This is a genomic window from Streptomyces sp. NBC_00464 (genome assembly GCF_036013915.1).
GTDB lineage: Bacteria > Actinomycetota > Actinomycetes > Streptomycetales > Streptomycetaceae > Streptomyces.
Map to the genome: position 1 here is coordinate 3,375,732 of NZ_CP107899.1, position 24,803 is coordinate 3,400,534.

At 70.2% G+C, this 24,803-nt stretch carries 24 protein-coding genes; 16 read left to right on the forward strand and 8 right to left on the reverse strand.

What is annotated here, in order from left to right:
• Positions 1-13: 13 nt before the first annotated feature.
• Complete coding sequence (locus OG912_RS15060) at positions 14-1,864, reverse strand: bifunctional metallophosphatase/5'-nucleotidase (protein ID WP_327709778.1); 1,851 nt, start codon at positions 1,862-1,864, stop codon at positions 14-16.
• A gap of 210 nt (positions 1,865-2,074) precedes the next feature.
• Between OG912_RS15060 and OG912_RS15065 the strand changes: the two genes are divergently transcribed.
• The gene (locus OG912_RS15065; protein ID WP_327709779.1) at positions 2,075-3,163 is read left to right on the forward strand and encodes a PDDEXK nuclease domain-containing protein; all 1,089 of its coding nucleotides are present in this window, start codon (positions 2,075-2,077) and stop codon (positions 3,161-3,163) included.
• On the opposite strand, the gene OG912_RS15070 is transcribed toward OG912_RS15065, so the two are convergent.
• Positions 3,143-3,973 carry a helix-turn-helix transcriptional regulator gene (locus tag OG912_RS15070; protein ID WP_327709780.1) on the reverse strand — a complete coding sequence of 277 codons (831 nt, stop codon included), beginning with the start codon at positions 3,971-3,973 and terminating at the stop codon, positions 3,143-3,145. The genes OG912_RS15065 and OG912_RS15070 overlap by 21 nt on opposite strands.
• Positions 3,974-4,090: 117 nt before the next feature.
• Here OG912_RS15070 and OG912_RS15075 point away from each other — a divergent pair, with 117 nt between their 5' ends.
• From OG912_RS15075 to pstB, 12 genes are all read left to right on the forward strand, one after another.
• Positions 4,091-5,140 (forward strand): zinc-dependent alcohol dehydrogenase family protein, encoded by a 1,050-nt coding sequence (locus OG912_RS15075; RefSeq protein WP_327709781.1) that lies wholly within the window; start codon positions 4,091-4,093, stop codon positions 5,138-5,140.
• Between the two features lie 39 nt (positions 5,141-5,179).
• A complete protein-coding gene (gene mshD / locus OG912_RS15080) occupies positions 5,180-6,118 on the forward strand; it encodes a mycothiol synthase (RefSeq protein ID WP_327709782.1) in 939 nt (312 codons plus the stop codon).
• A 90-nt stretch (positions 6,119-6,208) separates the two neighbouring features.
• Positions 6,209-6,613, forward strand: coding sequence for a GntR family transcriptional regulator (locus tag OG912_RS15085; protein WP_327709783.1), 405 nt, complete (start codon positions 6,209-6,211; stop codon positions 6,611-6,613).
• Positions 6,613-7,509, forward strand: coding sequence for an ABC transporter ATP-binding protein (locus OG912_RS15090; RefSeq protein ID WP_327709784.1), 897 nt, complete (start codon positions 6,613-6,615; stop codon positions 7,507-7,509). Before OG912_RS15085 ends, OG912_RS15090 begins: the two co-directional genes overlap by 1 nt.
• Positions 7,506-8,501, forward strand: a complete 996-nt coding sequence (locus OG912_RS15095; RefSeq protein ID WP_327709785.1) for an ABC transporter permease — start codon at positions 7,506-7,508, stop codon at positions 8,499-8,501. Before OG912_RS15090 ends, OG912_RS15095 begins: the two co-directional genes overlap by 4 nt.
• A gap of 243 nt (positions 8,502-8,744) precedes the next feature.
• Positions 8,745-11,000, forward strand: a complete 2,256-nt coding sequence (locus OG912_RS15100) for an RNA degradosome polyphosphate kinase (protein ID WP_327709786.1) — start codon at positions 8,745-8,747, stop codon at positions 10,998-11,000.
• 19 nt (positions 11,001-11,019) lie between these two features.
• A complete protein-coding gene (locus tag OG912_RS15105) occupies positions 11,020-11,997 on the forward strand; it encodes a CHAD domain-containing protein (protein WP_443060978.1) in 978 nt (325 codons plus the stop codon).
• Entirely contained in the window at positions 11,994-12,425 is a 432-nt protein-coding gene (locus OG912_RS15110; protein ID WP_327709788.1) for an NUDIX hydrolase, read from the forward strand. The genes OG912_RS15105 and OG912_RS15110 overlap by 4 nt, the downstream gene beginning before the upstream one ends.
• A gap of 373 nt (positions 12,426-12,798) precedes the next feature.
• Positions 12,799-13,935, forward strand: a complete 1,137-nt coding sequence (gene pstS, locus OG912_RS15115) for a phosphate ABC transporter substrate-binding protein PstS (protein ID WP_326737620.1) — start codon at positions 12,799-12,801, stop codon at positions 13,933-13,935.
• A 143-nt stretch (positions 13,936-14,078) separates the two neighbouring features.
• Entirely contained in the window at positions 14,079-15,071 is a 993-nt protein-coding gene (gene pstC / locus OG912_RS15120; protein ID WP_326737619.1) for a phosphate ABC transporter permease subunit PstC, read from the forward strand.
• Positions 15,068-16,150, forward strand: coding sequence for a phosphate ABC transporter permease PstA (gene pstA / locus OG912_RS15125; RefSeq protein WP_327709790.1), 1,083 nt, complete (start codon positions 15,068-15,070; stop codon positions 16,148-16,150). The genes pstC and pstA overlap by 4 nt, the downstream gene beginning before the upstream one ends.
• Before the next feature lie 24 nt (positions 16,151-16,174).
• On the forward strand, positions 16,175-16,951 hold the full coding sequence (gene pstB / locus OG912_RS15130) for a phosphate ABC transporter ATP-binding protein PstB (protein WP_326737617.1): 777 nt from the start codon (positions 16,175-16,177) through the stop codon (positions 16,949-16,951).
• Between the two features lie 172 nt (positions 16,952-17,123).
• Here the strand turns inward: pstB and OG912_RS15135 are convergent, their stop codons facing one another.
• Positions 17,124-18,122: an inorganic phosphate transporter gene (locus OG912_RS15135; RefSeq protein ID WP_326737616.1), complete on the reverse strand. Its 999-nt coding sequence runs from the start codon at positions 18,120-18,122 to the stop codon at positions 17,124-17,126.
• A gap of 5 nt (positions 18,123-18,127) precedes the next feature.
• On the reverse strand, positions 18,128-18,748 hold the full coding sequence (locus OG912_RS15140) for a DUF47 domain-containing protein (protein WP_148019498.1): 621 nt from the start codon (positions 18,746-18,748) through the stop codon (positions 18,128-18,130).
• Positions 18,749-18,948: 200 nt separating this feature from the next.
• Between OG912_RS15140 and OG912_RS15145 the strand changes: the two genes are divergently transcribed.
• Positions 18,949-19,353: a metal-sensitive transcriptional regulator gene (locus OG912_RS15145; protein ID WP_443060979.1), complete on the forward strand. Its 405-nt coding sequence runs from the start codon at positions 18,949-18,951 to the stop codon at positions 19,351-19,353.
• 21 nt (positions 19,354-19,374) lie between these two features.
• On the opposite strand, the gene OG912_RS15150 is transcribed toward OG912_RS15145, so the two are convergent.
• Positions 19,375-19,569, reverse strand: coding sequence for a hypothetical protein (locus OG912_RS15150; protein ID WP_327709791.1), 195 nt, complete (start codon positions 19,567-19,569; stop codon positions 19,375-19,377).
• A gap of 132 nt (positions 19,570-19,701) precedes the next feature.
• A complete protein-coding gene (locus OG912_RS15155; RefSeq protein ID WP_327709792.1) occupies positions 19,702-20,574 on the reverse strand; it encodes a hypothetical protein in 873 nt (290 codons plus the stop codon).
• 152 nt (positions 20,575-20,726) lie between these two features.
• On the opposite strand from OG912_RS15155, the gene OG912_RS15160 reads away from it, so the two are divergent.
• Together OG912_RS15160 and OG912_RS15165 are read left to right on the forward strand one after the other, a co-directional pair.
• Positions 20,727-20,915, forward strand: a complete 189-nt coding sequence (locus OG912_RS15160; RefSeq protein WP_326737612.1) for a hypothetical protein — start codon at positions 20,727-20,729, stop codon at positions 20,913-20,915.
• Positions 20,916-20,971: 56 nt separating this feature from the next.
• On the forward strand, positions 20,972-22,567 hold the full coding sequence (locus OG912_RS15165; RefSeq protein ID WP_327709793.1) for an FAD-binding oxidoreductase: 1,596 nt from the start codon (positions 20,972-20,974) through the stop codon (positions 22,565-22,567).
• A gap of 72 nt (positions 22,568-22,639) precedes the next feature.
• Here the strand turns inward: OG912_RS15165 and OG912_RS15170 are convergent, their stop codons facing one another.
• Both OG912_RS15170 and OG912_RS15175 read right to left on the reverse strand, forming a co-directional pair.
• Positions 22,640-23,371, reverse strand: a complete 732-nt coding sequence (locus tag OG912_RS15170) for a phosphatase PAP2 family protein (RefSeq protein WP_327709794.1) — start codon at positions 23,369-23,371, stop codon at positions 22,640-22,642.
• 268 nt (positions 23,372-23,639) lie between these two features.
• Positions 23,640-24,647, reverse strand: a complete 1,008-nt coding sequence (locus tag OG912_RS15175) for a C40 family peptidase (RefSeq protein ID WP_327709795.1) — start codon at positions 24,645-24,647, stop codon at positions 23,640-23,642.
• Positions 24,648-24,803 lie beyond the last annotated feature (156 nt).

Sequence of the window (24,803 nt, forward strand, 5' to 3'; positions counted from 1 at the left end):
GTGCCGTACGTCCCTACTGAACGACCGTGATCCGGTCCGTCGCCGGCGGAGCCAGCGGCGCCGCGGCCGTGGAGTGCGCGGCCAGGTAGGCGTTGAACAGGTCCAGGTCGGAGGCGCCGACCAGCTTGTTGGTGCCCGCGCCGAGGGCCGCGAAGCCGTCGCCGCCGCCCGCCAGGAACTCGTTCATCGCGACGCGGTACGACTTGGCCGGATCGATCGCCTCACCGTTCAGCCTGATCGTGTCGGTGACCACGCGAGCCGCACCGGTCTTCGTCATGTCCAGGGTGTAGGTGAGGCCCTTGGAGATCTGAAGGATCTTCGGGCTGGCGTCGTTGGAACCGCTGACCTGCTGCTGGAGCGCGGACACCAGCTGCGCACCGGTCAGGTCGACGACGTTCATCATGTTGGTGAACGGCTGCACGGTGAACGACTCCCCGTACGTCACGACGCCGTCGCCCTCGCTGCCGGTCGCCTTGTAGACCAGGTCGGCACGGATGCCGCCCGGGTTCATGAAGGCGACGACCGCCCCGCCCTTGTCCGCCGGGGCCAGACCCTCCAGCTGCGCGTCGGCGATCAGGTTGCCGAGCGGCTTCTCGGGGGCCGTGGAGCCGCGGCCGTTGATGTCGGCGGAGATGAAGCCCTGCGGCCGGTTCGCGATCGGCGCCGCGAGGGTGTTCCAGCGGGCGATCAGGTCCGTCATGTCGGTCGCCTTGGCCTGGTCCCGCGTGACGATGTGGTTCGCCGAGACCGGGTTCGCGGGCGCCGGGTGGTGCTTCGAGGACGTCTTCACCGCGGTGCGCACGATGTCCTTGGTGCGACGGTCGTACGTGAGCGTCGTGTCCGTGTACAGCTTGCCGAACGACGAGGCCGAGGTGACCAGGCGCGGGTTGCCCGCCGGGTCCGGGATCGTGCACACATACGCCTGGTGGGTGTGGCCCGTCACCAGGGCGTCGACCTTGGGCGAGATGCCCTTGGCGATGTCGGTGATCGGCCCGGAGATGCCGTCACCGGCTGCTGGGCTGTCGCAGTCGTAGTTGTACGAGGACGAGGCCGGGGCGCCGCCCTCGTGGATGAGCGCGACGATGGACTTGACGCCCTGGCGGTCCAGCTCCTTGGCGTACTTGTTGACCGTCTCGATCTCGTCGTGGAACTTCAGGCCCTTGACGCCGTTGGCCGTCACGATGTTCGGCGTGCCCTCCAGGGTCACCCCGATGAAGCCGATCTTGACACCGTTCTTCTTCCACACCGTGTACGGCTTGAGGATCGGCTTGCCGGTCTTCTCGTCCGTCACATTCGCGGCCAGGTACGGGAAGTCGGCACCCTCGAACTTCTTGCCCTCCTCGTAGCACCCCTCGACCGGGTGGCAGCCGCCGTTCTGGAGGCGGCCCAGCTCCGTCGCGCCCTCGTCGAACTCGTGGTTGCCGACGCTCGTCACATCGAGGTCGATCTTGTTGAGCGCCTCGATGGTCGGTTCGTCGTGGAACAGGCCCGACAGCAGCGGGCTCGCCCCGACCATGTCGCCGCCGGCCGCGGTGATGGAGTACGGGTGCCCCTTGCGCGCGGCGCGCAGCGAGGAGGCGAGGTACTCCACGCCACCGGCCGGGATCGCCTTCGTCGTGCCGTCGGCCTGCGTCTCGGTGACCGACCCGGCCGAGCCGGCCGGCGGCTCCAGGTTGCCGTGCAGGTCGTTGAAGGACAGCAGTTGCACGTCCACGGTCCGGGCCGGCGTGTGGTGGCCGTGTCCCTTGCCGTGCCCGTGCGCGCCGGCCGGCATGGCGGCGACCAGTGCGCCGACGGTGGCCAGACCGGCTGCGGCGGCGAGCACCCGCCGGGACGCGCGGTTCTTCTGCGGTGTCGCTGACATCGATCCCCTTGTGAGCTCAGCGGGAGGTGTGAGGGTGGTGACAAGACTGAGGACTGCGTGCCGCAGCCTAGAGTCAACGCGCGTAGCGCGACAGATGTTTGGGGTTACGAACTGGTTGCCGACCGATCGGAACGGGGCCATTCACCCATATGGCGTACACATGCGAGCAGAAACGTCACAGCTCGCATCAAGGCCGCAAATCTGTACGCCATGGACAGCAACATCACGCCGAAGGCCGTCGTCCCTGCCCAGCAGGGTTCCGAACTGCCTTCAGGATTCCACGAGATGATCGGCGATCTGAAGTCGATCGTGCGGGGCGCGCATGTGCGCGCACAGCTCAAGGTGAACACCGCGATGCTCCAGATGTACTGGGAGATCGGACGGACGATCCTGGAGCGGCAGCAGGAGGAAAAATGGGGCGCCAAGATCGTCGGGCGCATCGCGACAGAGCTCCGTACCGAGTTCCCGAACCAGCGGGGGTTCTCCCGCAGCAGTCTGCACTACATGCTGAAGATGGCCCGCCTCTGGCCTGAGCCAATTGTCCAGCAGGCTGCTGGACAATTGCCCTGGACTCACCTCCAGGTCCTCATGGACAAGTGCAAAACCCGTCCCGAGCTGGACTTCTACATTCAGCACGCCGTCAGCAACGGCTGGTCCCGGGACGATCTGACCTCAGCTATCCATCGCACCCTGCACCTCTCCCACGCGGCTGCTCTCAACAACTTCGACACCGTGATGCCCGAGCGGTCGGCCGCCGCGAAGGAGATCGTCAAGGACCCGTATCGCCTCGACTTCACCGAGCTGGAAGGCTGGCGCACGGAACGGGACCTGGAGAACGCACTGGCCTCCCGGCTCGTCGCGTTCCTCACCGAACTGGGGGTGGGCTTCGCCTTCGTCGGACGCCAGTACCCGGTCGTCGTGGGCGACAGCGAGTACCGCATCGACCTGCTCTTCTACCACTGCAAGCTGCACTGCTACGTCGTCCTGGAACTCAAGACCCGCAAGGCCCACCCCGAGCACTTCGGCCAGCTCGGCTTCTACGTCTCGGTGGTCGACGGCCTTGTCCGGGACAAGGAGCACGACGCTCCCACCATCGGCATCCTCATCGCCGAGAGCCGCGACCGGTCGATGGTCGAGTACGCACTGGGCAGCTACAACCAGCCACTCGCCGTCAGCACCTACGCCGGTCTTCCCGACCGGGTACGCAAGTTCCTGCCCGCCGCCGAGGACCTCTCCCGCATCGCCGACGACGTGCTGCAAGGCCCCGCCGGACCCGGCTCAGCCCCAGAGCAGCCGTAGCGCGGCCTGCGACGGGCTTCCGGCCGTGGCGCTGTAGAGAAGCAGACGGTGATCGGGCTCATCGGCCAGGAGCAGCGTCTCCAGCTCCAGCGTCACCTCGCCGACCACGGGATGCCGCAGTCGACGCGGACCGGACGCGTGCTCGGCGACCGGATGTCCGGCCCAGAGCGTGGCGAACTCCTCGCTGCTCATGGCCAGATCGCCGATCAGAGCGGCCAGTTCCCGGTCGTCCCGGTTCCGGCTGACCATCAGCCTCAGCGACGCGACGGCGCAGGACACCGAGGTCTCCCACTGCGGGTAGAGGTCGCGGTGGTGGGGATCCAGGAACAGCATCCTGGTGAGGTTGGGGCGCAGGTCGGGGCGGTCCGGCGCGGCCTCGTCGAGGTGCCCCGCCAAAAGCCGGTGCCCGAGGGGGTTCCATGCCAGCACCTCGGTGCGCGGTCCGACCAAGACCGCGGGCACGTCCAGAGAAGCGATGAGCTGCCGGGTGCCGTGGCGTGCCGTCGCGGGTGCAACCGGATGCGGACGAGCCGGTACGGGTCTGGCGACGTTGTGCAGGTATAGCCGTTCGTCGTCGCTCAGTTCCAGCGCGCGGGCCAGCGACTCGATGACCTGCTCCGACGCCTGGTGACTCTGCCCCTGCTCCAGCCGCGTGTAGTAGGTGACGCTGACTCCCGCGAGCTGGGCCAGCTCCTCACGGCGGAGTCCGGGGACACGACGTGCTCCGTACGAGGTGATCCCCACGTCCTCCGGCTTGAGCCGGCCCCGCCTGATCCGCAGGAACTCACCGAGCGCGGTGCTGGTTTCCATGTGTTCCATAGTGCCCGCGCAGGCATCGCGTTGCCTGACCCTGGCAGTGCCAGGCAGCCGCTGCCCACCCACGACAGGGTCTGGAGGCCGCACCGCGCAGGCGCGAGGTTGAACGCCATGAAGCACATGAGGCACATGCAGCAGATGAAGCAATGGACGATGAACGCGACCGGCCGCGCCAACCTGCGACTCACCGGCGCCCCCGTCCCCGAACCGGGACCCGGCGAGATCCTGGTCAAGGTCTCGGCCGTCTCGCTCAACTACCGCGACCGGCTCGCGATCGACGAGGGGCTGACCATGGTCTTCCCCGAGAACGGCCCGTTCGTGCCGGGCTCCGACATGGCGGGCGAGGTGGCCGCCGTGGGAGTGGGGGTGGACCGCTTCGCGCCGGGCGACCGGGTGATCTCCACCTGCCTGCCCGGCTGGATCGAGGGACCGGGTCCGGGCAACGCCCGGCTCGGCGGCCCGGAAGCTCTCGGCAGCGGCCACCACCCCGGCGTCCTGGCCGAGTACGTCGTACTCGACCAGAACTGGGCCGTACGGGCACCGCAGAGCCTGAGCGCCGTCGAGGCGAGCGCGCTCCCCATGGCCGGCCTCTCGGCCTGGACCGCCCTGGTCGAGCAGGGCAGGGTGCATGCGGGCGAGACCGTGGTGGTGCAGGGGACGGGCGGAGTGGCGCTCTTCGGCCTGCAGATCGCCGCGGCCCACGGTGCCGAGGTCGTCGCCATCTCCGGCGACGACACCAAGCTCGCCCGCACCAAGGAACTGGGCGCCGCCCACCGGATCAACCGGCTCACCCAGGACTGGGTCGCGGCCGTCCACGAACTCACCCGTGATCACGGCGCCGACCACATCCTGGAGACCATCGGCGGCCACCACCTCGCCCGTTCGATCGAGGCGGCGGCGGTCGGCGGCCACATCTCCCTCATCGGCATCCTGGAGGGCTACGAGGTCTCCGGTCACGTCGGGCACCTGGCCCGCAAGAAGCTGCGCATCGACGGCCTCCAGGCAGGTCACCGGCGGGCGCTGGAGGATCTCGTCCGTGCGGCCGACCGCATCACGCTGCGTCCCGTGATCGCAGCCGAGTACGCCCTGCCCGATCTCCCGTCCGCGCTCGCCCACCTGGAACGCGGCGCCTTCGGCAAGGTGGTGGTCACAGCCGCCTGATCCGTCCCCACCCCACCCCCGCCCCGTACGCTCGTACACATGACGACTGACGTACCCCTCCCCGCCCCCGGACGCGAGATCCAGACGCTCGACACCCTCTCCCCCGACCAGGCGGTCGCCGTCTCCGAGCTCCTCGCCGAGGCCGCGCGGTCCGACGGCCGGCAGGCCGTGTCCGAGCAGGGGCGGCTGCAGTTGCGAGGCGGGCACCGGGAGGGCGTGCGGCATTTCCTGCTGACCGCCGCGGGCGTACTGGTCGGGTACGCGCAGCTGGAGGACACCGACCCCGTCGAGGCACCGGCCGCCGAGCTGGTCGTGCACCCCTCACACCGCGGGCACGGGCACGGGCGGGCGCTCGGGGCGGCGCTGCTCGCCGCGACCGGCAAGCGGCTGCGCGTCTGGGCGCACGGCGGGAAGTCCGCGGCGCGCCACCTCGCGCAGGTGCTCGGCCTCTCGCTCTTCCGGGAACTGCGGCAGCTGCGGCGCCCGTTGAGCCCGCTGAACATCGCGGAGCCGGTGCTGCCGCCCGGCGTCACCGTCCGCACCTTCGTCCCCGGCCGGGACGACGCCGCCTGGCTCGCCGTGAACAGCGCCGCCTTTGCCCACCACCCCGAGCAGGGTTCGCTGACCCAGCGCGACCTGGACGACCGCAAGGCCGCGGCGTGGTTCGACCCGAAGGGGTTCTTCCTCGCCGAGCGTGCGACCGATGGCGGCGGCGCCGAGCTCATCGGCTTCCACTGGACGAAGGTGCACGCCGAGGAGCAGCTCGGCGAGGTGTACGTGCTCGGCATCCGGCCCGACGCCCAGGGCGGCGGCCTGGGCAAGGCGCTGACCGCGATCGGGCTGCGCCACCTGGCCGCCGCGGGGCTGCCCACCGCGATGCTCTACGTCGACGCGGACAACACCGCGGCCGTGGCCGTCTACGAGCGGATGGGCTTCACCACCCACGAGGTCGACCTGATGTACCGCACGGAGTCCTGAGCTCTCACAACTCATCCGGGGGCGGCGGCTCTTGACGCCGCCCCTTCCTTACGCCACCCTTTCACTACTCAATTAGTGAAAGGGGTGAACATGGCAGAGTCCGCAGCGGTCGAGTTCCGCATCGACCGGCGCAGCGGCGTCGCCACGTACCTCCAGATCGTCCAGCAGACCAAGCAGGCCCTGCGGCTCGGACTGCTGGAGCCGGGTGACCGCCTGCCCACCGCCCGCGAGGTCGTGGAGGCCACCGCCATCAACCCGAACACCGTGCTCAAGGCCTACCGCGAGCTTGAGCGCGAGGGGCTCGTCGAGGCGCGACGGGGTCTCGGCACCTTCGTCACCCGGACGCTCGGCGGCGCGGCCGCCGCCGATGACGGCCCGCTGCGCGCCGAACTGGCCGCCTGGGCGGGCCGGGCCCGCGCGGCCGGGCTGGAGAGGGACGACGTGAGCGCGCTCTTCACCGCTGTACTCGACCGCACATTCCCAGGGGAGAACTGATGACAGGTGCAGTGATCGAGGCCGTCGGCCTCGGCATGCGATACCGGCGCAGAGACATCGGGTGGGCGCTGCGCGACTGTTCGTTCCGGCTGCCTGCCGGACGTGTCTGCGCACTGGTCGGCCCGAACGGCGCCGGGAAGTCCACGCTGCTCGCCCTCGCGGCCGGATTCCTGCGCCCTACGCAGGGCACGCTGAGCGTTCTCGGAACGACCCCGGGCGAGGCCCGCGCCCGGATGGCGTTCGTAGCCCAGGACAAGCCTCTGTACCCGTCGTTGACGGTCACCGAGACGCTCTGGGCGGGCGCCGAGCTGAACCCGGACACCTGGGAGCAGGAGACCGCCGAACGCATCACCGCGCCGCTGCCCGGGGACGCGAAGGTCCGCACCCTCTCCGGAGGTCAGCGCACCCGGCTCGCCCTGGCCCTCGCCCTCGGCAAGCGGCCCGAACTGCTGCTGCTGGACGAACCGATGGCCGACCTCGACCCGCTCGGCCGGCACCAGCTGATGGGCGCGCTGATGGCCGAGGCCGCCGAGTACGGCACCACCATCGTGATGTCCTCGCACATCCTCACCGAGCTGGAGGGCGCCTGCGACTACGTCCTGCTCGTCGACGGCGGCCGGGTCAGGCTCGGCGGCGAGACCGACGACCTGCTCGCCGCGCACGCCGTGCTCACCGGTCCCGTACGCGACCTCGCCCCGCACACCGTGGTCGAGTCCCGCACCACGGGACGGCAGCTGACCGCACTCGTCCGGAAGGAGGGCCCAGTGGACACCGACGGGTGGGAGGCGGCCGAGCCGTCACTGGAGGAGTTGCTGCTGGCGCACCTGCGTTCGCCGGGAGCGCCGGGTCTGATGACACCGAGCGCCGCGACCGGCAGCAAGGCGGCGGCCGCATGAGCACCACTGGCCTGCGCACCCGCGCCCGCAGCGGCCCTGCCGCGCTGCGGGGCCCCGTCCGCGTCCTGCTCCACCAGCACCGCCGTGCGCTGTGGGCGGCCTGCGCGCTCCTGGCCCTGGGCATCGCTTTTGTGGTCGGGCTCCGGATATGGGTCGCCACCTCGCCCGAACGCTGCGCCGACGGCGACACCACCCGCTGCGGCGACAGCACCTACCTGCCCACCTACGCCCGCACCGCCACCGAGACCTACCTGGCGGACGGCGGCACCGCCCTCCTGGTGCTCGCCGGGCTCATCGGCGTGTTCGTCGCAGGTCCCCTGATCGCCCGCGAGCTGGAGAGCGGAACATTCCGGTTCGTCTGGGCCCAGTCGGTGTCGCCCGCCCAGTGGCTGGCGGCCCGGATCGCCCTGCCTGCGGCCCTCGTGACCGCCGGGACGACCGTCCTGGTCCTCGTCTATCGATGGGGCCTGTCCGGCGTACAGGGGAACGCGAACGCCTACGGACTCGGCTGGTCCGAGAACGGTGTCTTCCCCGCCCTCGGTCCGACCGCCGTCGCCTACGCTCTGCTGGCCGTGGCCGTCGGCGCCCTGTGTGCCGTCCTCGTACGCCGGACGATCCTGGCCATGAGCCTCACCGCCCTCGTCCTGGGCACGGTCATGCTGGGGTTCGGCAAACGCCGCTACGAGCTCTGGCCGAGCGCCCGCCGCCTGGGGAGGGGGGCATGGCCCGACAACGCCTGGAACATCGAGTCGGGCATGCTCACCCCCTCCGGCAAGGAGATCTACTGGCAGGACTGCTGGGACGCGGGACGGATAGACCTCGAGGACCCCTCGAGCTGTCTGCGTAATCAGGGTGGGGTCACCGAGTTCTCCGACTACCACCCCGCCTCGCACTTCTGGCCCCTCCAGCTCGTCGAGACCGGCATCCTGCTCGTCCTCGCCGCTGCCGCGGTCGCACTCGCCTTCCGGTTGCTGCGCCGCCACCACGGCTGAGCCTGCCGGCAGCCGTGCCCGGAGGGCCCCACCGCCCCCGGGCACGGCCACACCGCTTCCTGCATGTCATGTCGCCGTTACCGGGCATTCAGACGCCCTTGCGACCCTCTCAGGATGCAGCCAGCTGTGCCGACCCCCCGCAACGGGAGAAATCCCGGCGGAGAGCGCGCCGACCACGCGATCTCCGCGATCTCATCTCCCTTCGACGCGCCCCCCGAGCACTCCGCGCGGAAGAATGGGCCCATGAGCCAGCAGCCCAGCTCCGAGGTCCCGGTCCAGCCGGCCGCCCAGCCGTCCGTCGGCTCCCTCGCCGCACACCGGCCGCACGCCGTCGCCACCCCGTCGTCCGCCCCCGCCGCCCTGTCCACCGCGGCCGACCTGGACCCCGACATCGATGCCGATGCCGACGCGTACGAACCCGATGTCGATGGGGACGAGCTGCCGCAGGGCCGGTTCCTCGACCGGGAACGCAGTTGGCTCGCGTTCAACGAACGGGTGCTGGAACTGGCCGAGGACCCGGCCACACCGCTCCTCGAACGGGCTAATTTCCTCGCCATCTTCGCCTCGAACCTGGACGAGTTCTTCATGGTCCGGGTGGCCGGTCTGAAGCGCCGTATCGCGACCGGTGTCGCCACCCGGTCCGCCTCCGGCCTTCAGCCCCGCGAGGTCCTCGACCTGATCTGGACCCGCTCGCGCGAACTCATGGCCCGGCACGCCGCCTGCTACCAGCAGGACGTCGCGCCCGCCCTGTCCGACGAGGGCATCCAGCTGATCCGCTGGCCGGATCTGACCGAGAAGGAACAGGCCCGCCTGTTCACCTTCTTCCGCCAGCGCGTCTTCCCCGTGCTGACCCCCCTCGCCGTCGACCCGGCGCACCCCTTCCCGTACATCTCCGGCCTCTCGCTCAACCTCGCCGTCGTCGTACGCAACCCGGTCAGCGGCCACCGCCACTTCGCCCGGGTCAAGGTGCCGCCGCTGCTGACGCGTTTCCTGGAGGCGTCGCCGCAGCGCTACGTCCCCATCGAGGACGTCATCGCCGCCCACCTGGAAGAGCTCTTCCCGGGCATGGAGGTCCTCGCGCACCACATGTTCCGGGTCACCAGGAACGAGGACCTGGAGGTCGAGGAGGACGACGCGGAGAATCTCCTCCAGGCCCTGGAGAAGGAGCTCATGCGGCGCCGCTTCGGCCCGCCGGTCCGCCTGGAGGTCGAGGAGTCCATCGACCCGTACGTGCTGGACCTGCTGGTCCGCGAGCTGAAGGTGTCCGACGCGGAGGTCTACCCGCTGCCCGGACCGCTCGATCTCACCGGGCTGTTCGGCATAGCGTCGCTGGACCGGCCCGAGCTGAAGTTCCCCAAGTTCATCGCCGGCACCCACCGCGACCTGGCCGAGGTCGAGTCCGCGTCCGCGCCCGACATCTTCGCCGCCCTGCGCGAACGCGACGTGCTGCTGCACCACCCGTACGACTCCTTCTCCACCTCCGTCCAGGCCTTCCTGGAACAGGCGGCCGGCGACCCGGACGTCCTCGCGATCAAGCAGACGCTGTACCGGACCTCCGGCGACTCCCCGATAGTGGACGCCCTCATCGACGCCGCCGAGTCCGGCAAGCAGGTCCTCGTACTCGTCGAGATCAAGGCCCGCTTCGACGAGCAGGCCAACATCAAGTGGGCGCGCAAGCTGGAGGAGGCGGGCTGCCACGTCGTCTACGGGCTCGTCGGCCTGAAGACGCACTGCAAGCTCTCCCTCGTCGTCCGCCAGGAGGGCGACACCCTGCGCCGCTACTCCCACGTCGGCACGGGCAACTACCACCCCAAGACGGCCCGGCTGTACGAGGACCTCGGCCTGCTCACCGCCGACCCTCAGGTCGGCGCGGACCTCTCCGACCTCTTCAACCGGCTCTCCGGCTACTCGCGCCGCGAGACCTACCGTCGTCTGCTCGTCGCCCCGAAGTCACTGCGCGACGGGCTGATCGTCCGGATCAACAAGGAGATCGCGCACCAGCGTGCCGGCCGGCCCGCCTACGTACGCATCAAGGTCAACTCGATGGTCGACGAAGCGATCATCGACGCCTGCTACCGGGCCGCGCAGGCCGGCGTCCCGGTCGACATCTGGGTCCGCGGCATCTGCGCGATCCGCCCCGGCGTCACCGGCCTCTCCGAGAACGTCCGGGTCCGCTCCATCCTGGGCCGCTTCCTCGAACACTCCCGGGTCTTCTCGTTCGGCAACGGCGGCGAGCCCGAAGTCTGGTTCGGCAGCGCCGACATGATGCACCGCAACCTCGACCGCCGTATCGAGGCCCTGGTCCGGGTCACCGACCCCGCGCACCGGGCCGCTCTCAGCCGGCTCCTGGAGACCGGCATGGCCGACACCACCGCCTCCTGGCACCTGGGCCCCGACGGGAACTGGACCCGGCACGCCACGGACGCGGAAGGCCGGCCGCTGCGCCACGTACAGGAAATGCTCATTGACGCCCGGAGGCGCCGGCGTGCGACGCCCTGACCATCAGACACAGACGGACGTGACTGCGGGCACGGTGCTCGCACCGTATCTGCGGGCACAGGCCGCGGACTTCCTGCGCAGCCTGCGTCTGCACCGCGAGAACAGTGCCCCCAGCGACGCCGGACCCCAGGCCGCCGAACAGGCCGCCTGGGCGCTGCGCCGCTCGTCCCGCCGCATCAGCGGCACCCTGCACACCTTCCGGGCGGCGCTCGACCCGCTCTGGGCCGAGCAGCTGCGGACCGAGCTGGCCTGGCTGTCCGGCACGCTCGCCCGCGAGCACGCGTACGCGGACCGGCTGACCCGGCTCCTCGAAGCGCTGCACGGACTGTCGGGGGCGTCTCTGCCGACGGCCCGGTCCGAGTCCGGCACCGCCTCCGCCTCCGCCTCCGCCTCCGCCGACAAGGAGCGTGCCGTCCTCGGCGTCGGCGCGGCGCGCGCCGGCGCCCTGCTGGAACGGCAGCTGACCCTGGCCAGGACCCGCGCCCACTCCGCGGCGCTCCAGGCGCTCGGCTCCTCCCGCTTCCACGCGGTGGCCGACGCGGTCGCGCTGCTCGCCTCCGAGGTCCCGCTCTCCGCCGCGGCCGCCGAACCCGCCGGAGAGCTGCTGCGCGAGCCCGCCGACCGGGCGGAGCAACGGCTGCTCGGCGCCGTCGCGGCGCTCCCCCGGTGCGAGACGGCCGAGCCGTACAACGAGGCGCACGACGCGCCCTGGCACCAGACCCGGCTGCTGCTGCGCCTGCACCGGTACGCCCACGAGGTGGTACGGGGCACCCCCGATCCGGTCCTGGCCGGCTCCGGTCACGCGCTCGATCTGCACCGGGACGCGGCGGAGGCGGCCGCTGCGGCCGCCTCGGCGGCCCGTACCCCCCGCATCGCACCGACGACGGCGTACGCCCTGGGGGTGCTCCACGCCGACCAGCGCCACGAGGTGGAGGCGGCGCGGTCGGTCTTCCGGGAGAGCTGGCCGTACGCCACGGCGGCGGCGACCCGGCCATGACCCGGACGGCGAGCGGCACGGTACGGGCGGCGGGCTGCGTGCTCTGGCGCCGCCCGCCCGCACCGTCTTCCGGTGGGGGCGTGGAGCTCTGCCTCGTACACCGTCCGCGATATGACGACTGGTCGTTCCCGAAGGGCAAGCTGAAGCGCGGTGAGTCCCCGCGGGACGCGGCCCTGCGCGAGGTCCTGGAGGAGACGGGCCACCACTGCGTGCCGGGCGCCGTGCTGCCCATGGTCCGGTACGTCGCGAACGGCCGGCCGAAAGAGGTCACGTACTGGGCCGCCGAGGCCACGGCGGGCACCTTCGTGCCGAACGACGAGGTGGACGTCGTGCTGTGGCTCCCGCCGTCGGCCGCCCGCGCCCGCCTGACCCAGCCCCGCGACCGCGATCTGCTGGACGCGGCCCTGCGGACCCTGCCGCGCGCGTAGCCGGCCACTCCAGCCCGCCCGGCACGCCCCGGCCGCTCCAGCCCGCCCCGGCCGTTCCGGACTGCGCCGGCCTGTCCAGCCCGTCCGGCGTTCGAGGACGGAACCCCCGCCCGGGACCGGGCCCCTCTCATGTGTGCCCCGCGCCGGGGAACCGTCACTCCGCGGGACCCCGCCGGACCGGAACCAGGCCGCCCGACACGGTTCACCTTCCGTTCACTCACCCCCGCAGACCGCTTCACCTGTTCTGCCTAATTTCGGCAGTGCACGGTGCGAGGCACAGACCGCACCGGACACGACTTCCGCTCCACCCACCACATCGCACGCCGTCGTAGACCGAAACCACCGCGGCGGCTTCTGGAAGGAACACCCGAAAGTGAAGCTTCAGCGCAAGAACCGGCTTCGTGCCACCGCGCTCGGTGCCCTCGCCGTCTCCGGCGCCCTGGTCCTCACGGCGTGCGGTTCGGACAACAACAGCGGCGGCGACACCGGCGGCACCGCCGGGGCGACGAAGGCCGCGTCGAACGTCAAGTGCGACGGTGCCAAGGGCCAGCTGCGGGCCTCCGGCTCCAGCGCGCAGAAGAACGCCATGGACCTCTGGGTCAAGGAGTACATGGCCGCCTGTTCCGGCGTGGAGATCAACTACAACTCCTCCTCGTCCGGCGAGGGCATCGTCGCCTTCAACCAGGGCACCGTCGGCTTCGCCGGCTCCGACTCGGCGCTGAAGCCCGAGGAGGTCGCGGACTCGAAGAAGACCTGCAAGACCGGCCAGGGCATCAACCTCCCGATGGTCGGCGGCCCGATCGCGGTCGGCTTCCACCTGGAAGGTGTCGACAGCCTGGTCCTGGACGCCCCCACCCTCGCCAAGATCTTCGACACGAAGATCAAGAAGTGGAACGACGAGGCGATCGCCAAGCTCAACCCGGGCGCCAAGCTCCCGGACAAGGCGATCCAGCCCTTCCACCGCTCCGAGGACTCCGGCACCACGCAGAACCTCGGCAAGTACCTGTCCGCGACGGCCCCGAGCGACTGGAAGTACGAGGCCGAGAAGAAGTGGCCGGCCCCCGGTGGCCAGGGCGCGACCGGCTCGTCCGGTGTCGCCACCCAGGTCAAGCAGGTCGACGGCTCGATCGGCTACTTCGAGCTCTCGTACGCCGCCTCGCAGCAGATCCCCACGGTCGACATCAACACCGGTGGCGCCGCCCCGGTGAAGGCCTCCTCGGAGAACGCCTCCAAGGCGATCGCCGCCGCCAAGGTCAAGGGCACCGGCAAGGACCTGGCGCTCGACCTCGACTACACCACCAAGGCCGAGGGCGCGTACCCGCTGGTCCTGGTGACGTACGAGGTCGTCTGCGACACCGGCAACAAGGCCGACACCCTCGGCACCGTCAAGTCCTTCCTGACCTACACCGCCTCCGCGGACGGTCAGAAGCTCCTCACCGAGGCCGGCTACGCCCCGATCCCCGAGGCGATCAACGCCAAGGTCCGCGAGACGGTCGCCGGCCTCTCGTAACCCGCACACCCCGCACGACGAACAACAGCACAACGCGACACAGGCGGCCCGGTCCGGTGCACCCCTCCGGACCGGCCCGCCACCCCCATCCGGTGCACCGCCGCCAGGGGAGCTCCCGCTCCCCCACACAGACCGGAAAGACCATGGCTTCCACCACACAGACAGAAATTCCACCGGCCCCGCCGGGCAGGCGCACCCGCGCCAGGTCCACCGGCCGCGCCGGTGACAAGATCTTCCTGGGCCTCTCCCGCGGCTCGGGCATCCTGCTGCTCGTGCTCATGGCGTCGATCGCCGTGTTCCTCAGCTACCGCGCCGCGATCGCCATCTCCGGGGACGAGGGAAACTTCCTCACCACCTTCGACTGGAACCCGGCCGGTGACCCGCCGGTCTTCGGCATCGCCGTCCTGCTCTTCGGGACCGTCGTCAGCTCGATCATCGCGATGGCCATCGCGGTTCCGATCGCTGTCGGCATCGCCCTGTTCATCTCGCACTACGCGCCGCGCAAGCTGGCCGGCCCGATCGCGTACGTCATCGATCTGCTCGCCGCGGTGCCCAGCATCGTCTACGGCATCTGGGGCGCGCTCGTCCTCGTGCCGTATCTCGAAGGCCTGAACCTCTGGCTCGACCAGTTCTTCGGCTGGACGTACATCTTCGAGAAGACCGAGATAGGCGTCGCCCGCTCGCTCTTCACCGTCGGCATCCTGCTCGCGATCATGATCCTGCCGATCGTGACGAGCGTCAGCCGCGAGGTCTTCCTCCAGGTCCCGAAGATGAACGAGGAGGCCGCGCTCGCGCTCGGCGCCACCCGCTGGGAGGTCATCCGGCTCTCGGTCCTGCCGTTCGGCCGCTCGGGCATCATCTCCGCCTCGATGCTGGGCCTCGGCCGCGCGCTCGGCGAGACGATGGCCGTCGCCACGGTCCTGTCGCCGAGCTTCCTCATCTCGCTGCACGTGCTCAACCCGGGCGGCGGGACGTTCGCCCAGAACATCGCCGCGAAGTTCGGCGAGGCCGACGCGTTCGGGCGAGACGCCCTGATCGCCTCCGGCCTGGTCCTCTTCGTCCTCACCCTGCTGGTCAACGGCGCCGCGCGGCTCATCATCGCCCGCCGCAAGGAGTACTCGGGGGCCAACGCATGAGCCACGCATCCACGAGCGTCCAGGAACGCCCGACGCCGGTCCCGCCCGCACCGGCCAACAGCCTCAGCAGCCGGGCCCTGCCCCGCCTGGCCCCGCTCGGCTTCGCCGCCGTCGCGGTCGTCCTGGGCGTCGGCATCAGCCTGGCGGCCGGCTGGCAGAGCCGCGTCCAGTGGGGCCTGATCTCCGCGCTGCTCTTCCTGGCGATCTCGTACGTCGCGACCAGCGTCGTGGAGAACAGGCGCCAGGCGAAGGACCGCCTCGCCACCAGCCTCGTCTGGGTCTGCTTCCTGATCGCCGTCGTCCCGCTGGCCTCCCTGCTCTGGACGACCATCAGCCGCGGCTCGGAGCGCCTGGACCTCTACTTCCTGACCCACTCGATGGCCGGTGTCCTCGGCCCCGAGGCCAGCGGCGGCGTCTACCACGCCCTGATCGGGACGCTGGAGCAGGTCGGCATCGCCACGGTGATCTCCGCCCCGCTCGGCCTGCTGACCGCGGTCTACCTGGTGGAGTACGGCAAGGGTGCGCTGGCCAAGGCCGTCACCTTCTTCGTCGACGTGATGACCGGCATCCCGTCCATCGTCGCCGGTCTGTTCATCCTCTCGATCATGCTGATCGCGGGACTGGAGCCCTCCGGTCTGATGGGCGCCCTGGCCCTGACGATCCTGATGATCCCGGTCGTGGTCCGCTCCACCGAGGAGATGCTGAAGCTCGTCCCGAACGAGCTCCGCGAGGCCTCCCTCGCCCTCGGCATCCCGAAGTGGCGCACCATCCTGAAGGTGGTCCTGCCGACCGCGATCGGCGGCATCGCCACCGGCGTCATGCTCGCCATCGCGCGCATCGCCGGCGAGACCGCGCCGATCATCCTGCTCGTCTTCGGCAGCCAGCTGATCAACCCGAACCCCTTCGAAGGCGCCCAGTCGTCACTGCCGTTCTACATCTACGAGCAGTACAGGATCGGTGAAGCCGCGTCCTACGACCGCGCCTGGGCCGCTGCCCTGGTCCTGATCGCCTTCGTCATGATCCTCAATCTGGTGGCCCGCGGCATCGCCCGCTGGAAGGCCCCGAAGACCGGCCGATAGGGCCGACGGAAAGCAGTGATTCAGATGGCCAAGCGCATCGACATCAGTGGCCTGTCGGCCTACTACGGCAGCCACAAGGCGATCGACGACATCTCCATGACCGTGGAACCCCGCTCGGTGACCGCCTTCATCGGCCCGTCCGGCTGCGGCAAGTCCACCTTCCTGCGCACCCTGAACCGGATGCACGAGGTCACCCCCGGTGGCCGCGTCGAGGGCAAGGTGCTGCTGGACGACGAGAACCTGTACGGATCACACGTCGACCCGGTCACCGTGCGCCGCACGGTCGGCATGGTCTTCCAGCGCCCGAACCCGTTCCCGACCATGTCGATCTTCGACAACGTGGCGGCGGGCCTGCGGCTGAACGGCAAGGTCCGCAAGAGCGCCCTGAACGACATCGTGGAGAAGTCGCTGAAGGGTGCGAACCTCTGGAACGAGGTCAAGGACCGGCTGAACAAGCCCGGCTCCGGTCTCTCCGGCGGTCAGCAGCAGCGTCTGTGCATCGCCCGCGCCATCGCGGTCGAGCCCGACGTCCTGCTGATGGACGAGCCGTGCTCGGCGCTGGACCCGATCTCCACCCTCGCCATCGAGGACCTGATCGGTGAGCTGAAGGAGCGCTTCACGATCGTCATCGTGACGCACAACATGCAGCAGGCGGCGCGCGTCTCGGACCGCACGGCGTTCTTCAACCTCGCGGCGGTCGGAATGCCCGGCAAGCTCGTCGAGATCGACGAGACGGAACGCATCTTCTCCAACCCCTCGGTCCAGGCCACGGAGGACTACATCTCCGGCCGCTTCGGCTGAGGGCTCCCACAAACGGCCTTGGGGTGCTGCATGGCGGTGCCACCACAAGGCGAAGGGTCCGCCCCGCTCTCCGTGAGGAGAGCGGGGCGGACCCACATCAGGCAGATCAAGCCCGTCCGGCGCTTGAGGACAAGGCGCCCGCCGGGCGCACCCGGCACCCGCCCCACCACCGTCAGCCGAACAGCAACACAACAACCCCATAGCTCGCCGCCGCGACCAGCGCCGCAGCCGGCATCGTGATGAACCACCCCAGGATGATGTTCTTCGCGACACCCCAGCGCACCGCGTTCACCCGCTTGGTCGCGCCCACACCCATGATCGCCGAGGTGATCACATGTGTCGTCGAGATCGGCGCGTGGAACAGGAACGCCGAACCGAACATGATCGACGCCCCCGTGGTCTCGGCGGCGAAGCCCTGCGGCGGGTCCAGCTCGATGATCTTCCGGCCGAGCGTCCGCATGATGCGCCAGCCACCGGCGTACGTACCCAGCGACAGCATCAGTGCACAGACGAGCTTCACCCAGACCGGGATCGGATCGCTGTAGGTCTCGTGGCCGGAGATGACCAGGGCCATCACCACGATGCCCATCGTCTTCTGCGCGTCCTGCAGACCGTGGCCGAGCGCCATGCCCGCGGCCGAGACCGTCTGCGCGATCCGGAAACCACGCTTGGCCTTGTGCGGGTTCGACTTCCGGAACATCCACATGATGGCGACCATCACCAGATAACCGACCACCAGGCCGATCACCGGCGAGATGAACATCGGGATGACGACCTTGTCGAGCACCCCGCCCCAGTGCACCAGCGTCCCGCCCGCGAGCGCGGCGCCGACCATTCCGCCGAACAGGGCATGGGAGGACGACGACGGCAGGCCGAAGTACCAGGTGATCAGGTTCCAGATGATCGCGCCGACCAGTGCAGCGAAGAGGATTCCCATCCCCTTGTCGCCCGTGGGCGTCGCGATCAGGCCCTCACTGACGGTCTTGGCGACCCCGCTGCCCAGGAAGGCGCCCGCGAGGTTCATCACCGCCGCCATGGCCAGTGCGGCACGTGGGGTGAGAGCCCGGGTGGAGACCGACGTGGCGATGGCGTTCGCCGAGTCGTGGAAGCCGTTCGTGTACGTGAAGCCGAGCGCGACGCCGATGGTCACGACCAGTACAAAGGTGTCCACGTGGTTCAGGACTCCTTGACCGCGATGGTCTCCACCGTGTTCGCGACGTGCTCGAACGCGTCGGCAGCCTCTTCCAGCACGTCCACGATCTGCTTCAGCTTCAGCACCTCTATGGCGTCGTACTTGCCGTTGAAGAGCTGGGCCAGCAGTTTGCGGTGGATCTGGTCGGCCTGGTTCTCCAGACGGTTGACCTCGATCCAGTACTCGGTGAGGTTGTCCATCGTCCGCAGGTTCGGCATGGCCGCGGCGGTCAGCTCCGCCGCCCGTGCCAGGACCTCGACCTGCTGCTCGACACCCTTCGGGAGCTCATCGACCTGGTACAGAACGACCAGGTCGACGGCCTCCTCCATGAAGTCCATGATGTCGTCGAGCGACGAGGCGAGGTTGTAAATGTCCTCGCGGTCGAACGGCGTAATGAATGAGGAGTTCAGCTGGTGGAAGATCGCGTGGGTGGCATCGTCCCCCGCGTGCTCCGCTGCCCGCATGCGCTCCGCGATCTCGACTCGGGAGGCAGAATCCGCCCCGAGCAGTTCCATCAGGAGTTTCGAGCCCGTGACGATGTTGTCCGCTGATGCGGAGAACATGTCGTAGAAGCTCGTCTCCCTGGGGGTCAGACGAAAGCGCACGTGGGGTCCTCGGGGTGCTTTGGATTCGGTCAGGCTGATGCTAGGCGCATCATCCGGCCACGGCTAACCGGCATTCTTCAGTGTCGCGCATCAGGCACAGTGATCAGCACGGGGCCCCGGTCACGTTTCAGCTGAATTCGTTAGGATATACCCACCAGGGGTATATAAACGGCAGGGTAAAGGGAAAACGGGAGGCAGCAATGACCACCACCGAGGCGGATCGGGCGCCGGACGCGACGGACGGCACGGGCACCGCCGACGGCATGGGCACGGCCGACGCCACGGCTCCCGCCGAAGCGATCGTGACCGACCACGACCGGGGGATCCACGGCTACCACCACCAGAAGGCCGAGCACCTCAAGCGCCTGCGCCGCATCGAGGGCCAGATCCGCGGCCTGCAGCGCATGGTCGACGAGGACGTCTACTGCATCGACATACTCACCCAGGTGTCGGCGTCCACCAAGGCGCTCCAGTCGTTCGCGCTCCAACTGCTGGAGGAGCACCTGCGCCACTGCGTCGCGGATGCCGCCGTCAAGGGCGGCGAGGAGATCGACGCGAAGGTCGAGGAGGCCACCAAGGCCATCGCCCGCCTGCTGCGCACCTGACCAGGGCCTCGGCTTCCCCCGTCACCCCCGGTGGTCCGCCTGCCGGGGGACGGTGGTGCGCTCGGTGATCGCCTTGACGTCGAGCACCTCGTCGATACGGTCCGCGCTCAGCCGCTCCCCGATCGCCGCCGACGCCGCGATCATCAGCTCCCCGCACAGCTCGATCTCGGCGAGAGCCACAAGGTCCGATACGGTCCGCGGGCTGAGCGTCACCACGTCACTCACCTCTCACTGCCGTCGCCGGCTTACCAGGGTAGGGATGGCGACACACACCGCGCATGGCACGGACGGACCATTTCGCTGCCGCCAGATGCCTAGAAGAGGCCGAGGACGACGGCCCCGGGCCGGTCACTCCCGACTCCCCTGCTCGATCTCGCCGGTGTAGATGTCGCCCGCGTCCGGCAGCGCTACGGAGACCGCCACCCCGAACCCGTACAGCAGCGTCGTCGACACCACCTCCCGCGGCTGCCCCTCGTTGGCGAAACTGAACCGGTGCCGCACCTTGCGCAGCCGGCCCTGCTCGTCCAGATACGCGTCGAACGGCACCGTGTCCGTGCGGAACCCCTTCGCCGCGGCCGTCAGCGCACCCCGCGAGGCAGCCGAGGCCCGGCGCGCGGCCCGTGCGATGTCGGCGGTCCCCCGGTAGTGCCGCACCGTCACCCCGGCCAGGTCGGTCTCGCCCACGTACATCACCGTGCGCGCCCCGCCCAGCAGTTCGGCCGCGGCCATCGGGTCGGTGACGCCACCGGTCACCAGATTGCCGTCCGCCAGCGCCGTCGTGTCGATCCTGACCCACTTGTCCGCGGGCACCCCGGCACCGCGGTTCATCATGTAGAGCGCGCCCGGGGCCAGCAGCTCCGTGATGGGCCGGTGCTCGTCCTCACCCGCCGCGTCCTGCGGCAGCACGACCTTGAGCCGGCCGGACTGGGTACGGAAGTCGTACGTCCCCCTGCCCCGGATCGTCACCCGGGTGCCGCCGGCCGCCGTCTCCATCGACGTGACCACCTCGGCGCTTCCGGCAGCGGCCCCGTCCCCCGTCCCCACGAGGACCGCCGCGGCCCGTTGCACCGCTTCGGCCGCGGCGGGACCGGACCGGTCGCCGTCCGCCGCACCGTCCCCGCCGTCCACCGCGCACCCGGCGCCCGCCACCATCACGCCCACCACGACGAGGGCGCACACAGCGCGCGTCCCGCCTCCGGACCTGTGCTGCTGCACCACCATCGCCTGCCAACCCCCAACGCCGACCGACTGCCCGTGCCCCCACCCGTTCCGCATAACGACGGCCCCAGCGCCCCGTAACGACCGCGCATGAGGTCGTCACGCAGCCCGCACACCCCTCACCACCGGACGGCCCCGCCCAGTACCGTGGACGCGTGTACGACCAACACACCACCGAGGTCCCGCCGGCCGTTCCATCGCCCCGGCCCGCCCACCAAGCCACCACCGTCGAACGCGGCTCGTTCTGCACCGCCCGCTGCAGCTGCGGCTGGTCGGGACCGGCCCGCCGGTCCCGCGACCTGGCCCGCACGGACGCCGAGGGACACCGCACGTCGGTGGCCTGACCTCCACCCCTCTCCCCTCCCCCGTCCTCGTCCTCTCCCCCCACCCCGGAGGTCCGATGACCCTGCCGAACCGGCGCACCGTCCTGACCGCCGGCGCCGCGGCCGTACTCACGGGCGCCGCCGCCACCGCGTGCGACACCGCCGGCCCCGGCACACCGGCCGGGGGTTCCACCCCGGCCACGTCGGCGGCCACCGGCACCTCCCCCGCCACATCGCCGACGGCCTCACCCTCCGTCCCGGCGGACTGGCCGGCCCTGGGCAGAAGCCTCGCCGGTTCCCTCGTACGGCCCGACGACGCGGCCTATCCGACCGCCCGTCAGCTCTACAACACCCGCTACGACGACCAGAAACCGGCCGCTGTCGCCTACGTCCGGCACGAGGCCGACATCCGCGAGTGCCTGGCGTTCGCCCGGCGCAGCTCCGTGCCCGTCGCCCTCCGCAGCGGCGGACACTCCTACGCCGGCTGGTCCAGCGGCAACGGGCGGCTGGTCATCGACGTCTCGTCGCTCAAGCGCGTCGACCGGGACGGCACGATCGGTGCGGGGGCCCGGCTCCTCGACGTCTACCAGGGCCTCGCCGCCCACGGCCTGACGATCCCCGGCGGCTCCTGCCCCACGGTCGGCATCTCCGGCCTGACCCTCGGCGGCGGCCACGGCGTCGCCTCGCGCGCGTACGGCCTGACGTGCGACAGCCTCACGGCCGCGACGATCGTCACCGCCGACGGCAAGACGCTCACCGCCGACGCCACCCACCACCCGGACCTGTTCTGGGCGCTGCGCGGCGCGGGCAACGGCAACTTCGGCGTCGTCACCGAACTCAGCTTCCGCACCCGCCCCGCCCCGCAGACCGTCTCCGCGTACATGTCCTGGCCGTGGTCGCGCGCCGGGGCCGTCCTGACGGCCTGGCAGGAGTGGGGCCCGGACCAGCCCGACGAGATCTGGTCCGCCGCACACGTCGCGGCGGGGCCGGGAGGCGGCAACCCGACCGTGTCGGTCTCGGCCTTCAGCCTCGGCACGTACGGCGATCTGCAGAACGCCGTCGACCGCCTCGCCGACCGGATCGGCGCCTCCGCGTCCTCGGTCTCGCTGCGCCGCCGCAGCTACCAGGAGGCGATGCTCGTGTACGCGGGCTGCTCGGGCATCACCGACGCCCAGTGCCACCTGCCCGGCACCACACCGGGCCGCGATCCGCAGGGCTCGCTCCAGCGCGAGACGTACGCGGCGGCATCCGACTTCTACGACCGCTCGCTGCCCCCGGCGGGCGTCCAGGCCCTGCTCGACCGGACCGAGGCCTTCACCCGGATCGGCGCGGACGAGGGCGGCGGCGGCTCGGTCGCGCTCACCGCCCTGGGCGGCGCGGTCAACCGGGTCGACCCGCAGGCCACCGCCTTCGTCCACCGCGGTTCACGGATGCTCGCCCAGTACATCGGCGCCTGGCGCACGGGCACCGCCGGCACCGCTCAGCAGAAGTGGCTGAAAGACACCCATGGGGCGCTGCGCCGTTACGCATCGGGGGCGGCCTACCAGAACTACACGGACCCCGCCCTGACGGACTGGCGCAAGGCCTACTACGGCCCGGCCGCCGCCCGCCTCGACGAAGTGAAGAAGACGTACGACCCCGAGGGATTCTTCACGTACCCCCAGTCACTGTGACCGGCTGGGGAAACCGGCACCGGCCCTGACCAGCTCGGGACACCGCCCCTGAACGGCTCGGCCCGGCCTCCCTCAGGCGGCGAGGCCCTTCTCGCCCTCCGAGCCGCCGCCCGAACCGGGGCGCGGCTCGGGAATCCCGCGCGCCTCGCCGCCGTCCCCGGCCGTCACCGCGAGCGGGCTGCGCGACCTGACCAGCCTGCCGAGCCGGCCGGACCGCGAGACGGCACCCACCAGCGGAGTCAGCAGCATCATCGCGAGCGGCGCGAGCAGCAGCGCGGCGGCCGTGCCGAGCGCGAAGCCGCCGATGACGTCGGTCGGGTAGTGAACGCCCATGTAGATCCGGCAGAAGCCCTCCAGCAGGGCGAGCGCGATCGCCGCGATGCCGAACTTCCGGTTCGCCACGAAGAGCCCGACGCCCAGCGCCATCGCCATGGTGGCGTGATCGCTGACGAAGGAGAAGTCGTTCTTCCCGTCCACCAGGACATCCAGCCCCTGGTGGTCCCTGAACGGTCTCGGCCGTTCCACGAATCCACGGATCGGGATGTTGATCAGCAGGGCGATCCCGGCCGCGAGCGGCGCCCAGACGAGCCCGGCGACAGCGGTCACCGAGTCCTCGGCCGTGCCGCGCCGGCGGACACTCCACCAGCACCACAGGACCACCAGGACCATGCCGAGCATGATCCCGTACTCACCGACGAACTCCATGATCCGGTCGAACCAGGTGGGAGCGGACTTCGCGAGACCGTTGATGTCGTAGAGCAGGCTGACATCAGGGTTCGACCCATCCAGTGCGAGTCCAGCCATCTGCCGCGGCCCCTTGCCTTGTGTGCTGCTGCGGCACACGCCCGTGTGCGCCGCTATGACGAACCCCCGTATTCGGTTCGATCACTTACGTGCGTCGGGGCGACGATAGGTCAATGGCTGCGGCCCCGGTCCAACCAGAGAACGACGCGTCCCGTGTGTACGTTCCACTCTCCACCGAATGATCACCATGACGTTATCGAAGAGTGACTCATCGTCGCAGCTCAGGGCCCAGGCTTCACGGAGAGTTCCGGCCATCGGCGCCCGGCGGTCATGCCGCCGGCCCGGCGGTCGGAAGAGCCGCGGCCCCGTCCTTCGTGACGCGTGTCGCACCGAAGTAGTCGGGCGTGTCGATCTTGTCGAACCGGATGACGGCACCGGTGTACGGAGCGTTGATCATGTACCCGCCCCCGACGTACAGGCCGACGTGATGAATGGCACGCGAGTTGGTCAGGTCGTCGGAGAAGAACACCAGGTCCCCGGGGAGCAGCTCGTCGCGCGAGGGGTGCGGACCGGCGTTGTACTGGTCGTTCGCCACCCGGGGAAGCTCGATGTCGACGGTCCGGTACGCGGCCTGGGTCAGCCCCGAACAGTCGAACCGACCGCCCTGCTCCGCCGTGCCGTTGCCGCCCCACAGGTACTTCGTACCGAGCTTCTTCTGAGCGAAGTAGATGGCGCCCGCGGCCTGCTGGGAGGGCTGCACCCGCCCCACCGGCCGGGCGAAGCTCTTCTCCAGCGAACGGATGATCCTGACGTAGTTCTGCGTCTCCGAGATGGCGGGAACCCCGCCGGCCTTGATCACCCGGTACGCACCGGCGTTGTAGGCGGCCAGCATGTTGTCGGTCGGATCCCCGGGGACCTTCTTCACATACCCCGCCAGCTCGCAGTCGTACGAAGCCGCGGACGGAATCGCGTCGGCGGGGTCCCAGACGTCCCGGTCACCGTCCTTGTCCCCGTCGACCCCGTGCGAGGCCCAGGTCCCCGGGATGAACTGCGCGATGCCCTGAGCGGCGGCCGGACTCTGCGCGCGCGGGTTCCAGCCGCTCTCCTGGTAGAGCTGGGCGGCAAGGAGGGCGGGGTTGATGGCCGGGCAGAGGTTGCCCCATTTCTGCACAAGGGGCTGGTACTTGGCCGGCACGGCCCCCTTGGCCAACGCCACGGCCCCGCCCCCGCCACCTACGAGTCCGGCGGCGGCGGAGTACGTACCGACGACGAGCAGCGCCACGAAACACATGGCGACGCCTACGCCGATCCCACCTGCCATCCAGTATTTCCGCACCCGTCAACCATCCCCCATCGGCGCGGGGTTCATGGCTGTTTTCGACGGTGTGTACGAGTCATGCGAGGCATTGGGGTCACGGACCGGCCAATCCGGCGCACCGGACCCCCGGCCCGGCGCGCCGGGTGCGCCGGGCCGGGAGTCCAGTGCGCTGCC